The organism is Bacillus nitratireducens (genome assembly GCF_036320425.1).
Lineage (GTDB): Bacteria > Bacillota > Bacilli > Bacillales > Bacillaceae_G > Bacillus_A > Bacillus_A nitratireducens.
Genome location: NZ_JAUMJO010000003.1, coordinates 381,670 through 397,379, shown reverse-complemented (window position 1 = coordinate 397,379; position 15,710 = coordinate 381,670). Strand labels below are relative to the sequence as shown.

The window sequence follows — 15,710 nt, the reverse complement described above, 5'->3', positions numbered from 1 at the left end:
CAATTTCTCTCCCTTATTCTTCTAAAAACCATTCTGGGATTTTCTCTTCTAATTTACGAAGAGCGCGTCCGCGGTGGCTAATGGCATTTTTCTCATCTGAGCTTAACTCAGCCATTGCTTTTTTATATTCTTCCACATAAAAAATCGGATCGTATCCAAAACCATTTTCCCCGCGGCGCTGTTCTAAGATTTTTCCTTCACACGTTCCGTTTACAATAACAGGCTCTTTATCTGCTTCAGGGAAAGCAACCGCTAGCGCACAGTAAAAACGAGCTGTACGTTTTTCTAAATCGATGTCAGTTAACTCTTGCAACACTTTATCGATATTCGCTTGGTCATCTTTCGGCTCTCCAGCAAAACGAGCTGAATATACACCTGGTTTCCCGTTTAAGGCATCTACAATAAGACCAGAGTCATCCGCAATTACGATGGAATTCAACTGTCTACTAAGACTGTCCGCTTTCAAAATTGCGTTTTCTTCAAATGTTTCACCAGTTTCTTCGACTTCTTCAATATGAGGAAAATCGTGTAAAGATTTCACTTCTAAGTCAAATCTCTCAAATAACTCAGCAAACTCACGTACTTTCCCAAGATTTTTCGTCGCTACAACAACTTGCTTCATATTTTCCACCTCTACTCTATATGAGATACGATGTCACCTAACGCTTCTTTTTGCTTTTCAACAAGTTGGAAGATCCCTTGTTCCGCAGCATCAAGTAGTTCATTTAATTCTGCTCTGCTAAACGTCGCTTCTTCTCCAGTTCCTTGTACTTCAACAAACTGACCTTTTCCAGTCATAATAACGTTCATATCAACGTCTGCTTTAGAATCTTCGGCATAATTTAAATCTAAAACGACACCTTGTTCTTCAACAACACCTACTGACGTTGCCGCTAAATAATCTTTTACAGGAATTTTAGATACTTTGTCTGCTTGCAATAACTTTTCAAAAGCTAATACCATCGCTACATAGGCACCTGTAATTGAAGCTGTTCTCGTTCCGCCATCCGCTTGAATTACATCACAGTCAATCCAAACCGTTCTTTCGCCAAGCGCTTCTAAATCAACAACCGCACGTAATGCTCGTCCAATTAAACGCTGGATTTCCATTGTACGCCCTGTTACTTTCCCTTTACTTGACTCCCTGATTGTACGTTGCTCTGTCGCACGTGGAATCATTGAGTATTCTGCTGTTACCCAGCCTTTTCCTTCTCCACGCATAAACGGCGGTACACGCTCTTCAATTGTCGCTGAACAAATCACCTTTGTATCCCCGACTTCAATTAGTACCGATCCCTCTGGATGTTTTAAATAATTTGTATGAATATGTATATGGCGTAGCTCTGCTTGTCCTCTACCATCTACTCGCATAAAAATAACCTCCTCATAACTACTCTCATTAGTATAGCCAAATTTAAATGTACGATATGTATAACAATAAAAGAAGGGGAACTCAAAAAGCAATTCCCCTTTCTTACATAAGTATATCAAATTATTCGCGATTAAAAACTACCTGTATTCACGTTTTGTGGACGATTAACAGGTTTTGTTAACTTTTCACCTTTCTCATCCATCAAATTCGCTTTCCCATTCACTTCAATAGAAACATTTTTCACACCTTGTTTTTCCGTTAAAGATAAGACTAACGACTTCAATACGTAATTTGAAATTACACTCTTGTCTTGGTTCGCAAATATATTTTCATTAAAGTTTAATGTAATATTTCCGTTCTCCAGTTTCGGGTTCGTAATAAGCTTAGCTCCTGGATTAAAATCATTTAATAGCGACCCTTGAATCGGACCTTTTACAAGCTCATCCACAATTGCCGCGTAATCATTTTCTTTTCCTTCTGCAACGCGTCTTGTTACCGGTACGTAATATTGCTGCTTATTATTATTTTGCGCCATAAAGTAAAGTGTAACCGGTTTTGTATGCGTTACATCTGCTACTTGTTCATCATCAAAGTTAATTCCATTCGCACGACTTACACCTTCACCAAGCGGTGTACCCGCAACAGGCATCTTCGCTAACTTTTCACCATTTATTTGGAACTGCACTTGTTTTATTTCTGTAAATTGAGTCAAAGTCCACGCCACTGATTCAACAATTTGACGCTCTTCTTCCTTTGAATAATTTTTCATTTCTTTAGAGAAATCAATTACTGCTGTCCCACCCTTTTTCAAATCCAAGGTCATCGTCGTATTCGCTGGAAGGACTGCTCGAAATCCATTTGGCAATAAATTTGTTACTGGTCCATCTTTCACAAGATACTCTAACGTTTGCTTTACAACTTCATTCGCTTTCGGAGTAGGCATTGCAATAGTTTGCGGTACGACATATCCATTTTTATCAACGAGGTATAACTCTCTATTTACTGTTTGCCCTTGTTTATCTTTTTTAGCTGTTTCTTTCTTTTCACCTTCTGTATACGTAACTTTTTTCGGTGGATCAATTTGTTCTGTTGCTTTCTCTTGATTTAATAAGCCACACCCTGATAATAAAATCGCACTCACAGTAGCACCAACAACCCATTTAAAAGTGGATTTAGGCATGCCATTCCCCCCTAAAATCTAAGTTTGTACTATTATGTATACGAGCTGTTTCATATTTTAGAACAAGCTATAGCTACTTACACAGAAAAAACCCCTGATTTCTCAGGAGTTCTCTTATATGAATCTACTATTATTCTGTTTCTAAATTAATATGCTTCACATTTTCAATCGGCTGACCGAACCACTTTGATGCAATTTCTTTAAACAGACCTATTTTACCAGTCGTTAAGAAGAGGTGATCACTTTGTTCCTCTCCCTCATTCAACATTTTACTATGGTATAAAATTGTACTTACTTCACGCGCTGTTTCATCACCCGAACTAATTAATTGCACTTGATCTCCCATTACCTTTTTTATAACAGGACCTAAAATCGGATAATGTGTACACCCTAAAATAAGTGTATCAATGTCAGTACTTTTCAACGGTTGCAATGTTTCTCTTACAACTTCATACGCCATTTCACTTTCGAAATTCCCACTCTCTACAAGCTCAACGAATGGTGGGCACGCTAAACTTTCTACCATAACACGGTTATTAATAGATTTTAGCGCCTCTTCATAGGCACCACTTTTTACTGTTCCAATCGTTCCAATAATCCCAACATGATACGTATTCGTCACTTTTAAAGCTGTACGTGATCCTGGATGAATAACTCCAACTACCGGAATTGGCAACTGTTTCTGCATTTCTTCCAACACAACCGCAGTTGCTGTATTACACGCAATCACTAACATTTTGATATTTAAATCTAATAAATGCTCCGTCATTTCCCACGTAAATTGACGCACTTCTTCACGAGAACGCGGACCATAAGGGCAACGTGCTGTATCCCCTAAATATATAATACGCTCTTTCGGCAACTGACGAATTAATTCCTTCGCTACTGTTAAACCGCCCACTCCTGAATCAATAACACCGATCGCTCTATTCAACTTAATCACCCATTTTCTCATTCATCATCTTATTTTATCATTATATTTTACACACTTTAAGTTCGCTCACTTAAACTGCTTCTGTATGAAAATTTTCATTTGTACCTGTATAGACTAGGACCTTTTTTATTTTGCTCCTTTTTTTCATAATTTGCAAGGCAGAAAAATAACCGACCTTCTATATGAAAGTCGGTTTCTTCTATATAAAGTGCGTATTTACCCCGCTATTTACCGGACAGTAAGACCCCCACCTCAAAATTCAGCGAAAGCAAAGAAGTTAGATAGGGGATCGAGCTTTCCATAAAAGCCCGATTAGTGTGGGCTAATAATTAGCGGGGGATGCCCCCCACTAATTAAAGTTTCACTTTATTGCTCCATCTTTTTTTGGAAAGAAGACATTCCTATTAATAAGAAGAAATGAGCAGAAATTAAAATGATGATTAAAATAAAATTCAAACGATAACTATTTGTAGATTCCATAACCTTGCTCACTACAGCTGGTCCAAATGCCATACCGAAAAAGTTAATTAAATTATATAAACCAAGACCAACTCCAACTTTAGCTGGATGTAATGTTTTCGGTATAAATGTGTTTAATGATACTTGAATAGCTGAATAACTCATAAATGTTAAAATAACCGCCACTAAAATAATGATTAAGTTCCCGTTCGGAATAAGCCCTAAAATTAAAAAGCCAACGATCATAACTACAGACGCTACATAAATCATTCTTACATTCCCAAACGACGGGACAATCTTTCCCGTAATAAAACTAGATACAATACCAAAGAGTGATGCAACAAACAATGCAATTCCGATAACGAATGGCGACAATCCGTGCACTCTTCCTAACAGTAATGGCAATAATAATAGACTAGCACATAACGCCACATTAATTATAAACCCGACCGCTATTAAACGAAGAAATGGTTTGTTCGAAAATAACTCAATATCAATAAATGGATGCTCCGCGTTCTTCATACGAACCGTGAATAAAAATAAGAAAGCTACCGATAACACAAATAGCCAACTATTAATATTGACACCTAATAAAACAGTCGTAATGAATGCAAATAATAACGCCGCTCCAATGTAATCAAAATGAAACGCTTCATCCGTATGCTGCGCTTCTTCTGGCATAAATTTTATAAGCAAGAAAATCCCAACTACTGAAATAACCATAAATAAAAATAAATATGGCCACCCTAATGTATTTGTAATAGCCCCGCCAACTAAAGGACCAATACCTATTGCTAATGCAATAGAAGAACTAATCATCGCTAATGCACCAGGCTTCTTAGCAGGAGCAACTAATTTCGCCACTGCAATCATACTAAGCGCAATAAATGCAGCTCCTCCGCTCGCCTGCACTAATCTTGCGAAAATGACAATCGCATAAGATTGATTTACAAATCCAATAATGGACCCAACTACAAATATGATTATTGAGATAATTAATAGTTTTTTTACACTGTAACGATCCGCTAGTTTCCCATATACCATCGAACCAATACCGACAACTAAAGAATACCCTACTACAACCCAACTAACTTTCGATTGACTAATTGATAAATCATTAGCAATACCCTCTAACGCTACATTAAATAAAACCGCATTCATAGGTCCTAATAAAACGATAAAACATAATGTGAAAACAAACCATTTTGAATGGTCACTTATATCTTTCCCCATGTGTAACACCTCTTCTGATTGTAGTAAATGTAAATGAAAAATAAAGTGGTTTAGTTCTTCTATCACTACTAAACAACTTCATCAAATGTATAAAAGATGATAATTTATCGCGCGACAAACTGAATTCGAAACGAAACATGTATGTTGTTCGATATTCATGGAACTATCATAGTTTCAGCATTACAGTTTGTCAACGAAAAATACACAAAGTAAACTGATTTAGTCTTTTTAGTTTACTTTGTTCAAAAATTGTTATACACTAATTTCGAATCCGGTATAAGGGGGACTGACATGGTTATTCAAATTTACAATTTCTAACTTAATAAAACTAAGTAAATAAAGAACTTTTATATAGAAGAAACACTACAGGAGGATTATGATGAAGAAAAAAATGTTAGTTGTATTAACGAGCATAGAAAAATACCCAAATTTAAATAGAGCTACCGGGCTTTGGCTTGGTGAAGCTGTCCATTTCGTTAAAAAAGTAGAAGAAGCTGGTTACGAAGTAGATTATGTCAGTCCACAAGGCGGCTATACACCGATTGATCCGCATAGTTTAGCGATGGCGGAGAGCATCGATTGGGAATGGTATCAAAAGAAAGAATTTATGAATCGCCTCGGTTCTACCATGAAACCGAGTGAAGTGAATCAAGAAGACTACGCTGTTATTTATTACGCGGGTGGTCACGGAGTTATTTGGGACTTCCCAGAAAACAAAGAACTTCAAAATATTAGCCGCAACATTTATGAAAATGGCGGAATTGTTTCCTCTGTTTGTCACGGAGCTGCTGGTTTATTCCATATCACATTAAGTAACGGGGATCGTTTAATTAACGATAAAAAAGTAACAGGATTCTCAAATGAAGAAGAGAAACTAGCTGAATTAGATCAATTCGTTCCATTTTTAACAGAAGATGAACTCGTTAAATATGGGGGACTTTACGAAAAAGCTGCGCAACCTTGGGAAGCTTACGCTGTAGAAGATAATCGTGTAATTACTGGTCAAAACCCTGCTTCAGGTGGTCCAGTAGCTGAATTAGTATTAAAACAGTTGCAAAAATAATATGTACTAAAAAAGCAGATTTCCCTCTAGCAAAGGAAATCTGCTTTTTTACGAAATCATTTGTAAATTAGCTATAATTTCTTTTTCAATTTCAGAATCATCAACTGCATCTAAAAATTCCGGTTTAAACAGTTGGTATTTCTTCAAATTGTAGAAATCAAGTATCGCTTGCTTTAACGTAATATCGTACTGAATACAAAAAGTATGATCTATAATGCGTCTTAACATCACATCATCTTGCACCATAAATAGTTGCGCATTCATTTTATTAAAGTAACCTTGTTCCATACCCGACTCAAAAAACATTTGCAAATTATGATTGCGATTTTGTTGTGCAGCGACTAATTGATCCGACAAATGCGGATACGCTTCTTTCAAATCTTGTAAAAAGACATCCGAAATATACGTCACACATTTTAAAGAATGGATAAACGTCTTTTGGAAACGTTCTGTAAACGACATACTTTCATCTTGATTATCCGCATCTCCTTCAAGAAGATAATTTATAAAATCCTCTACTACCGCCTCAATAATCTCATCTTTCGAAGAAAAACGTTTATATAAAGTAGCTTTACTAATATCCATATATTTCGCAATTTCATCTATTTTTAATTGGCTAAAACTCGTCTTTCGAATAACGGGCTTTATTTTATTAATATACGTATTTGCACACGCTACTTTTCTCATTTAAAAGAGCCTCCCCTTTTGTTCATACAAAATAGTATAGCAAATTCATGAATGTTTATAAATGAAGTTATTATACTCATTACGTCTTTTTAGTTTATTACAATTTCAATCTACGCTATACATAAAAAGTACCCGCTACCTTTGTTAGTAGCGGGCACCTTTTCTATAATTTATTTACAGCTCTTTTTATAGCTTTCCCTATTTCCATACTAGACTGCGGATTTTGCCCTGTAATTAAATGTCCATCTACTACTACATGTGGCGTGAAATTAGGTGCTACATAAAATAATGCCCCTTCTTCTTTCAACTTACTTTCTAGCAAAAATGGAACTCGATTTTCTAAATGCACAGCTGTTTCTTCATCATTTGTATAACCTGTTATACGCTTACCCGCAACAAAAAACGAGCCATCTTTATTTTTCACACCGACCAAAGAACTTACTCCGTGACAAACAGCCGCTACAATCCGGTTATTGTTGTACATGTTCTCAATCAAATTCGCTACATATGGATTACCTGGAAAATCCACAATAGCCCCGTGTCCACCACCAAATAAAACTGCATCATAATCTAAAAAATGAGCCTTCGAAATCGGCTTCGTATTTTGCAATAAAGAAGCGATATACTTAAATTCACGAGGTATGCCATTCGGAATAGACACTCTATCAATAGGTACCCTTCCACCTTCTATAGATACAAGATCAACATCGAACTTAGCCTTTTTAAATAAATTATACGGAGCTGCGAGCTCTTCAAGCCATAAACCAGTCGGGTGTCCATTCATATCATGAGCGCTTGTTGAAACTAACAATATCCTTTTCAACATATCCCCTCCTTACTACCTATTTATGTATGAAACATTCTTATCATTCATATAGCACATGAAACAAACAGAAAAATAGCCGACTCTTCATATAAAAGTCGGCTTTCTTTTTATAGCTCGAGCTCTCCCATACGAAGAAGCTCAACAACTGCTTGTGAACGTCCTTTAACTCCTAGCTTTTGCATTGCATTTGAGATGCATAGTGTTTGCAAATATCAATAAGCTCATTAAACCTGCGAACTTTCTTGTACTGATAACATGTCGGCAACTTTTTGTAAGTTTTCAAAATTCCCTTTTGCAAAAGGATTATCATATTCTTCAATCCGGTCAATACTTTTAGGGTCACGCAGTAATTCATTAATAATCTCTAACTGCCTTTTAACAACTTTCATTATACCGTCCAATTCTTGTTGCTTTTGTACATACTCATTCTCTGTTTGATTCAACAACTCATTTTTTTGTTGATTTTCATCATATAACTTTTGGGCATCTCTATAGTGTACTGCCTTTTGTTGGATACGCTTCAAAGTGTATTCTTTAATTAGAGGGTGAGATTCTAACTCAATCACCTCTTTTAAAATATTGGCGTCAGAAAAATCCGTCAATCTCTGAACTTCCAAATCTGTAGCGACCCTTTTTATACGATCTCGAGAAGTGTCTTCTAATAAATAGAATTGACAACTATTATAAAAATCAACAACTTCTGTTGACATAGTCATTTTGTCTACAAACATATAGAAATATTTAGCTCTCATCATTGTTATATATCCATCCCAGTCTTCAGTAAAAATAAGATCAGGTTTGTCCGTTTGTAACTCTATAACTATATCTTCTAACCTGTAAAAGTTTTTCTCTTTTTTCAACAACATGTACTTTTTACTTATTTTCTTTTTATATGAATCCCATTCCCCATTTGGAAAATCTTCTGGTTTTTGGGTTTCCATTAATTCAAGTAATTTATTTAAATCTTGGTGACTAAAATACCTATTTATCTTATCATTTATTTTTTCCTCCAAAGCATTAATTGCTTCGGATTTATATTCTCGATGCTCATTTTCATCTAAAAAATCTATTTTATTATCCAATAAACGATAAGCAAACAAATCATTCATATTAGATGAAGAAATACTGTAACTATACCTATCCTTCAATATAAGTCTTTGAATAGCCTCTTTTCTTATTTTAATCCATTTTTCCTGTTTAGCATAAAAAGGTCTTTTTCTTTTCAACAAATCTATTGATTTAAATGTAGCATCAGATCCTAACTTATCTAGCCAAATATTTCTAAATGCTAACAACATAAAACCAATATATATCAATAATATTCCAAATGAAACAAGTGAAGTGTACGATGTATCTTTACTTAAAGCATTTTTCACATTGCCCTTCTCATATTTCACACTCAAATCTGCTTTTGTAATTCCTGTAGATTGTATCACCAATTTCAAACTTCCATCCACTGATAATTCCGGATAAGCGAGTTCAAACCCCTTATCTTCATAGACCTTATGCTTATCTTCTTGAGAATTTGGTATAACGCGATACCCTGACAAATGCTTATTAACTTGTATTTTTAAGCCTTTAGCAGGTGCATTTCCAATATTTTTCACTTCTAGTTGTTGTACTGTCTCTTGCGTATCATTATTTGAAGTCAATGGAATGTTTTCAGAAAGTGTATAAACTACATTAGATTTTTCAGTCATAAAATTATTTGTTATAAAATATCCAACAACCAATACTATAATTGGATACACTACATAATTTATCAAATTTTTCCCCACAAAATGCCCTCCAATTCCCCATGTAGATTTATTTATTTTATTATGAATATAGTATAGCAGATTACAGGAATAGTGGGCATTATCGAAAATCAAATAAAACATATTATAATAATCAAGATTCCTCATAATTTTTATGCATCTCAAATGTATAAGTAATATCCACTGTCCCATCTTGGTGAATATTTATTTTTTTGATTAACGCTTGAAATACATAAATCAAATCTTGCTCTTGCTTTTGTAACTGCTCAAAAGCTTGTTTTATCGTTTGGATATCCATTTGAGCATGATTACCATTTTGTATCACCAGTAATTCATGATCCGCTTTGATTATTTCCGCTTCAAGATCGTTCCGTTTTTTTTCAAATTCCTCTTTATTAATAAGTTCTTCTAAATACAAATCTAGTAATGCTTTTTTCTTTTGCTGATTTGTACTCATAAGCTGTTGTAACTTTTTTATCTTTTTCTCTTGCCCCTTTTCGACATTACTTTGAAGCTTTAAAGTCACAGACCCTCCTTTTTCCACTAGTAAATTTATGATAAACTGACGAAAATCCCCATATTGAATCGGCACATGATTTACACAACCATGCTTTCCTGCCCGACGATATTGAGAACACTTTAAATATTTCCATTCTGTTCGCTCTCCACTTTTCTTTTTTAAGTGAGACTGTACAATTACCATATTAGAACCACAGACCGCGCATTTTGCTAGATTGCGAAATTCATTCCAAGCTGTGATTTTCGTTTTATTTGTTTTATTTTTTTTTCGATTTGCTTGATTCCATATCTCTTCTTCAACAATCTTAGGGTGATGGTTAGGAAAAACAAACCATTTTTCTTTTGGGTTTCGAATTTGTTTTTTCTTGCCACCAACTTTTACTGAAGTATATTGATTTAAAATAAAGGTTCCTTTATAAATCGAACTTTGAAGGATTCTTTGAACTGATGTCATTTGCCAGTTCTTTTTAGTTTTCGACTTTATACCCAATCGATTTAATTCATTTGTTATCTTTTTATATCCCCAACCTTCGAGATACCATTTATACATCATTTGGACAACTTGGGCTTCTTCCTCATTAATCACCAATTTTTGATTTTCACGATTGTATCCATACGGAACTTTCCCAATATGCTCCCCCCTTCTCACCTTAACCGCCAAAGCTGCGGTAATACTAGAGGACAGAGTTCTACTATATTGAGCCGAAAATAAAGACCATAACTCAAATGCCATATCATTTTTCCCTGCTTTTACGGAATCATAACCCTCTTCCACAGAAATAATTCGGACATTATGAGCCAGAAATACCTCCCTAATTTCTAATGAGTCCTTTAGATCACGCGCCAAACGAGAAATGGATTTAAAAACAACCATATCAATTTCTTTTGCCTTTGCCTTTTGCAATAGCAATTGAATAGAAGGTCGGTCTACAAATAAAGTCCCACTTATTCCTTCATCTTTAAAAACACGTTTTTCATCCCACTTAAATCCATTTCGTTCTAACCAATTTCGGCAGATATCTATTTGGTTTTCGACAGATGAAACTTGTTCATCTCGATCAGTTGATACACGAACATAAACTGCATATGATTCCAATCTTTTCACCTTCCCATCTCCGAACCACTAGACCACCGAATTTTACATTTTACACTTTTTCGCCTTTTCTAAAAGATATGATACCTTACTGTTTTTTCATTACTAATATTGAAACAACTTGTTTCAACATTAGTATGTCTTTAACAAGGTATAAAATTCATTTTTATAAAAGTAATTTATCAAAATGAATTTCTTATACAAATAAAAAAGGCAGCCAAAGCAGCTACCTTCCCTGTTTGAATTAGTAACATTATTTAAATGTCCCTTTTATAATTGAATATAAAAACTCCGCATCTCTTCCTACTCCACAAATAAGCGCTGATCCTCTTTGATGTTGCCACGGTAATCCAATATAATATAATCCTTGAATTGGACTCACACCCCTTTTATGAATAGGAAAACCTTTTCCATCTAAAATTTCTTCTATATCTATCCATTTGTAGTCAGGAACAAAACCCGTTGACCAAATAATATTTTGCACATTTATCTTACTGTGATCATCGAAGGTGACTTCTCTTTCACGTATTTGTGTCACTCTTGATTTAACTTCAACATTCTCTTCGCGAATTAATTTTTTTAATTCAAAACCAAAAATAGGATCACTTTGTTTTCGAAACCATAATCCGCGCTTTGTATTTGTTCCTGCATATAAGAGACCCATCTTTTCTAACCAATGAAAGACGCTTTTCCCTATGATTTTGAGTGGTAAAAATTTAAATGGGTGACTAATAGCAATCGTTACATCTCGACTCTCTGCAAGCTCAGTCGCAATTTGCGTACCAGAGTTTCCTCCTCCTATTACAAGGACAGGACCATCCGGAATTTTCTTTGGTGATTGATATTGAGAAGAATGGATTTGAAATACCTCTTGTGAGAGGTGTTGAGAAATTGAAGGAATAAAAGGTTTCTGAAAAGCACCAGATGCGATAATGACATGTTTAGAAAGAAATACTCCTTTATCGGTAGCTACTTCAAATGTATTTTCTGTTTTTTGTACTTTATATACAGTCGTTTCCAACTGTACTGGTAACGAAAAATGAACAGTATATGTTTCAAGATAATCTGCAATTTCATCTTTTGTAGGAAACGCATTTTTATCTCCTTCTAATTTCATCCCTGGCAATGAACTATACGATTTAGGTGTAAATAGAACCAAAGAGTCATATCTGTTTCTCCACGAATCTCCAATTCTTTTTTCTCCCTCAAGTATTACAAAATTGTAGCCTTCTTTTTTCAAGTAGTAGCCCATGCTTAACCCTGCTTGCCCAGCACCAATTACAATAACATCTAACACGCATTCACCCCCATTACTTACTTTTCAAGTTTATCATATGAATAATTGTTCATATGTTCATATATTTTCATTCATTATAGCATTACCTTTTTCTACTTCAAGGAATTTTCATCCAATTTCCCCTTATCTCTTCATAGTTAAAGATAGCGAAGATTATATTTTTCAGACTTTTTTAAATTTTTTTGACACATATATTAGCCAATGCTAATATGAATAAAGAATAAACATATTAGTTACTACTAATACGAATGGAGAGGATACAATTGTGCAACTCAAATGATTTAGATGTGAAAGCCAAGTTCATGCGTGGCTTTGCTGATAAAACAAGATTACAAATTCTTCAATGTATGATGGATGGTGAAAAAACAGTATCTGAAATTGTAGAAATCATACAAGGAAATCAGTCAAACATATCTCAACATCTAAACTGCTTAAAAGGATGCGGTATCATCTTAGGTAGACAAGAAGGAAAATATGTCTACTATTCCTTACGCAATACACAAATTGAACAGTTACTCACAATGTTCGATGTTGTCTTTCATGAAGTACAAAACGAAGTAGCGTCATGTGATAAAAACGATGCTTGTTTATCTCAAAAAGGAGAGAACTGTCATGAAAGATAAGAAAGAGCACGAAAAACAAGCGAATTGCTGTCAAGATTCTTCCATAGCACCTGCAAAAGAAGAAACAGCAAAAGAAACATCATCATGTTGTTCTTCGAAAAAAGAGATTCCGATTATTCCTATTGCTAAGGAAACCTCTTGTTGCAGCGGTGAAAGCAAAACTGCAAAAGAAGAAATTAAAAAAGAAACATCGTCATGTTGCTCTTCGAAAAAAGAGATTCCGATTGTTCCTATTACTAAAGAAACTTCTTGTTGTAGCGGTGAAAACGAAACAGTAGAAGAAACTAAAAAAGAAACATCGTCATGTTGTTCCTCTAAAAAAGAGATTCCAATTATCCCTGTTACTAAGGAAACCTCTTGTTGCAGTGGTAACAACGATTCTATAAAAACAGAAAATAGCTCTTCCTGTTGTTCATCTGAATTAGCCCTACAAAAAGAACCAGTGACATCAAAATCTTCTTGTTGTAGTGACAGCTCATGCGAAGACCCGTCATCTCTTCTTGATACTCAGAAAATATCAGGAGATGGCGCACAAACATACCTTGTGGAAGGTATGGATTGCGGTGCATGTGCCTTAACAATTGAAAAGCATCTCCAAAATGTTTCTGGCGTAGAGGAAGTTCGAGTAAACTTCGCTACTGGAAAAATGCATATTCGTCATGATCGAGATGTAGATGACATTATAAAAGAAGTATCTAATGCAGGCTTTGAAGCGTCACTAGCTGGAGCTCGAAGAGGATCAACACCTGTTTCAAAATCAAAAAATACAACTTTGATTCTCTCAGGGTTATTTTTAGCTTTAGGATTTGGAGGAAGTTTTACAAACATATCTCCTCTTCTTATTACACTTCTCTATGCGGCGAGCATTGGAATTGGTGGTTATAAACCTGCCAAAAGTGCCTTTTATGCAATCAGAAGTAAATCACTTGATATGAATGTCCTTATGATTTCGGCTGCAATTGGTGCTGCTTTAATTGGTCAATGGCTAGAAGGCGCAACAGTTGTTTGGTTATTTGCATTAGGAGCAACACTACAAAATAAGTCTATTGAACGTACGCGAGAATCCATTCGTGGATTAATTGATTTAGCACCATCAGAAGCTTGGGTAAAAGTAGGAACTGAACTTATAAAAAAATCCGTAGATGATATCGCAGTGAATACAACGATTGTTGTAAAGCCTGGTGAAAAAATCCCATTAGACGGCACAGTTATAGGAGGCACTTCTACTGTAAACCAAGCACCGATAACTGGTGAGTCTATCCCAATTGATAAACAGATTGGCGATTCTGTATATGCAGGAACGATCAATGAAGAAGGTTCACTTGAGATTACAGTAACTAAACTCGTTGAAGATACTACGTTATCTCGAATTATTCACCTTGTAGAAGAAGCACAAGAAAAGAAAGCACCCACAGAAGCATTTGTAGATCGTTTCGCGAAAATCTATACCCCTATCGTTTTTGTATTAGCAATTGGTGTCATGATTATCCCTCCCCTTCTTGGTATGGGTGCTTGGATGGAATGGATTTATAAAGGATTGGAACTACTTGTTGTCGCATGCCCTTGTGCTTTAGTTATCTCTACTCCAGTTGCTATCGTATCTGCAATTGGAAATGCAGCAAGAAACGGTGTACTCATTAAAGGTGGTACCGCTCTAGAAATCGCAGGTTCATTAAATGCTATTGCATTTGATAAAACAGGTACATTGACCGAAGGAAAACCAAAAGTAATGCATGTACGAAGCGTGGATTGTACTGAAGATGAGTTATTATCAATTGCAGCAACAATTGAAGAATACTCTAACCATCCAATTGCAAAAGCAATTACGGCTTACGCGAAAGAACATCAAACTTCTATCCAAAGTGGAACGGACTTCCGCGCCATCGTAGGAAAAGGTGCGCAAGTAACAATAGATGGAGAAACATACTATGCTGGGAATAAAGCATTATATGAAGATTTTGGAGTTTCGCTTCAAATGTGGAACGACCCGATTCGGGAGATGCAAAGAATTGGTCAAACCGTGATACTTGTTGGAACGAACAAAGTCATTTTAGGAATGATTTCAGTAGCAGATTCCATTCGTTCTACTACTTTTGGAACAATTCAAGAATTAAAACGAGCGGGTATTCAGGAAACTGTTATGTTAACAGGAGACAATGAAGGAACAGCTGAACACATTGCACAGAAAGCAAAAGTAGATCGTTATTTTGCTAACTTACTTCCAGAAGATAAAGTTCATTCTGTAAAACAACTTCAATCTGAAGGAAAAACTGTAGCTATGATTGGTGACGGTATTAATGATGCCCCTGCCCTAGCTACCGCAAACCTAGGGATTGCTATGGGCGGTGCAGGAACTGACACAGCAATGGAAACGGCAGATATTGTATTGATGGCAGACAATCTTGAAAAACTTCCTTATACAATGAAACTAAGTCGAAAAGCATTGCACATCATTAAACAAAATATATGGTTCTCATTGATTATTAAATTTATTGCCCTTGCCTTTATCTTCCCAGGTTGGCTTACTCTTTGGATGGCTGTACTAAGTGATACAGGGGCTGCGCTTATTGTAATCCTTAACAGTATGCGCTTATTACGAAGCAAATAATAAGATTCGGGGCTACCTAGTAGCTCCGTACCTTAAATATATTTTGAAAGGGTATACAT

General features: G+C 35.4%; 13 protein-coding genes and 1 pseudogene. 3 read left to right on the top strand and 11 right to left on the bottom strand.

The features are described 5' to 3' along the window. Positions 1 to 13: 13 nt before the first annotated feature. The 5 genes from Q3V31_RS13995 to Q3V31_RS13975 all read right to left on the bottom strand — a co-directional run bounded on the left by Q3V31_RS13995 (position 14) and on the right by Q3V31_RS13975 (position 5,178). Complete coding sequence (locus tag Q3V31_RS13995; protein ID WP_002143277.1) at positions 14 to 622, bottom strand: XTP/dITP diphosphatase; 609 nt, start codon at positions 620 to 622, stop codon at positions 14 to 16. Between the two features lie 11 nt (positions 623 to 633). After that, positions 634 to 1,371, bottom strand: a complete 738-nt coding sequence (gene rph, locus Q3V31_RS13990; RefSeq protein WP_001261778.1) for a ribonuclease PH — start codon at positions 1,369 to 1,371, stop codon at positions 634 to 636. Positions 1,372 to 1,502: 131 nt separating this feature from the next. Continuing rightward, positions 1,503 to 2,552 carry a GerMN domain-containing protein gene (locus Q3V31_RS13985; protein ID WP_001126739.1) on the bottom strand — a complete coding sequence of 350 codons (1,050 nt, stop codon included), beginning with the start codon at positions 2,550 to 2,552 and terminating at the stop codon, positions 1,503 to 1,505. Positions 2,553 to 2,682: 130 nt separating this feature from the next. Next, complete coding sequence (racE, locus tag Q3V31_RS13980; RefSeq protein WP_002015338.1) at positions 2,683 to 3,495, bottom strand: glutamate racemase; 813 nt, start codon at positions 3,493 to 3,495, stop codon at positions 2,683 to 2,685. 357 nt (positions 3,496 to 3,852) lie between these two features. Continuing rightward, positions 3,853 to 5,178 carry an MFS transporter gene (locus tag Q3V31_RS13975; protein ID WP_000513859.1) on the bottom strand — a complete coding sequence of 442 codons (1,326 nt, stop codon included), beginning with the start codon at positions 5,176 to 5,178 and terminating at the stop codon, positions 3,853 to 3,855. Between the two features lie 379 nt (positions 5,179 to 5,557). Here Q3V31_RS13975 and Q3V31_RS13970 point away from each other — a divergent pair, with 379 nt between their 5' ends. Next, the gene (locus Q3V31_RS13970) at positions 5,558 to 6,241 is read left to right on the top strand and encodes a type 1 glutamine amidotransferase domain-containing protein (RefSeq protein WP_000728497.1); all 684 of its coding nucleotides are present in this window, start codon (positions 5,558 to 5,560) and stop codon (positions 6,239 to 6,241) included. 48 nt (positions 6,242 to 6,289) lie between these two features. Here Q3V31_RS13970 and Q3V31_RS13965 read toward each other — a convergent pair whose 3' ends face one another. The 6 genes and pseudogenes from Q3V31_RS13965 to Q3V31_RS13940 form a co-directional block, all read right to left on the bottom strand. Further along, positions 6,290 to 6,928 (bottom strand): TetR/AcrR family transcriptional regulator, encoded by a 639-nt coding sequence (locus Q3V31_RS13965; protein ID WP_001233015.1) that lies wholly within the window; start codon positions 6,926 to 6,928, stop codon positions 6,290 to 6,292. A gap of 163 nt (positions 6,929 to 7,091) precedes the next feature. After that, positions 7,092 to 7,754 carry a type 1 glutamine amidotransferase domain-containing protein gene (locus Q3V31_RS13960; protein WP_002078400.1) on the bottom strand — a complete coding sequence of 221 codons (663 nt, stop codon included), beginning with the start codon at positions 7,752 to 7,754 and terminating at the stop codon, positions 7,092 to 7,094. A gap of 107 nt (positions 7,755 to 7,861) precedes the next feature. Continuing rightward, positions 7,862 to 7,948, bottom strand: a pseudogene (gerE, locus tag Q3V31_RS13955) (spore germination transcription factor GerE); the annotation flags it as partial. Positions 7,949 to 7,978: 30 nt separating this feature from the next. Further along, the gene (locus tag Q3V31_RS13950) at positions 7,979 to 9,532 is read right to left on the bottom strand and encodes a hypothetical protein (RefSeq protein WP_329765453.1); all 1,554 of its coding nucleotides are present in this window, start codon (positions 9,530 to 9,532) and stop codon (positions 7,979 to 7,981) included. Between the two features lie 112 nt (positions 9,533 to 9,644). After that, complete coding sequence (locus Q3V31_RS13945) at positions 9,645 to 11,135, bottom strand: recombinase family protein (RefSeq protein WP_329765452.1); 1,491 nt, start codon at positions 11,133 to 11,135, stop codon at positions 9,645 to 9,647. A 241-nt stretch (positions 11,136 to 11,376) separates the two neighbouring features. Next, positions 11,377 to 12,420, bottom strand: a complete 1,044-nt coding sequence (locus tag Q3V31_RS13940; RefSeq protein WP_329765451.1) for a flavin-containing monooxygenase — start codon at positions 12,418 to 12,420, stop codon at positions 11,377 to 11,379. A 263-nt stretch (positions 12,421 to 12,683) separates the two neighbouring features. On the opposite strand from Q3V31_RS13940, the gene Q3V31_RS13935 reads away from it, so the two are divergent. Both Q3V31_RS13935 and Q3V31_RS13930 read left to right on the top strand, forming a co-directional pair. Then, positions 12,684 to 13,043, top strand: coding sequence for an ArsR/SmtB family transcription factor (locus Q3V31_RS13935; protein WP_098220910.1), 360 nt, complete (start codon positions 12,684 to 12,686; stop codon positions 13,041 to 13,043). Next, on the top strand, positions 13,033 to 15,651 hold the full coding sequence (locus tag Q3V31_RS13930) for a heavy metal translocating P-type ATPase (protein WP_329765450.1): 2,619 nt from the start codon (positions 13,033 to 13,035) through the stop codon (positions 15,649 to 15,651). Before Q3V31_RS13935 ends, Q3V31_RS13930 begins: the two co-directional genes overlap by 11 nt. Positions 15,652 to 15,710 lie beyond the last annotated feature (59 nt).

What these genes read in the sequence shown, in the direction of transcription:
- Q3V31_RS13970 (WP_000728497.1), top strand. Translation starts at nt 5,558, where the DNA reads ATGAAGAAAAAAATGTTAGTTGTATTAACGAGCATAGAAAAATACCCA.
- Q3V31_RS13930 (WP_329765450.1), top strand. Translation starts at nt 13,033, where the DNA reads ATGAAAGATAAGAAAGAGCACGAAAAACAAGCGAATTGCTGTCAAGAT.
- Q3V31_RS13995 (WP_002143277.1), bottom strand. Translation starts at nt 622, where the DNA reads ATGAAGCAAGTTGTTGTAGCGACGAAAAATCTTGGGAAAGTACGTGAG.
- Q3V31_RS13985 (WP_001126739.1), bottom strand. Translation starts at nt 2,552, where the DNA reads ATGCCTAAATCCACTTTTAAATGGGTTGTTGGTGCTACTGTGAGTGCG.
- Q3V31_RS13960 (WP_002078400.1), bottom strand. Translation starts at nt 7,754, where the DNA reads ATGTTGAAAAGGATATTGTTAGTTTCAACAAGCGCTCATGATATGAAT.
- Q3V31_RS13975 (WP_000513859.1), bottom strand. Translation starts at nt 5,178, where the DNA reads ATGGGGAAAGATATAAGTGACCATTCAAAATGGTTTGTTTTCACATTA.
- rph (WP_001261778.1), bottom strand. Translation starts at nt 1,371, where the DNA reads ATGCGAGTAGATGGTAGAGGACAAGCAGAGCTACGCCATATACATATT.
- Q3V31_RS13965 (WP_001233015.1), bottom strand. Translation starts at nt 6,928, where the DNA reads ATGAGAAAAGTAGCGTGTGCAAATACGTATATTAATAAAATAAAGCCC.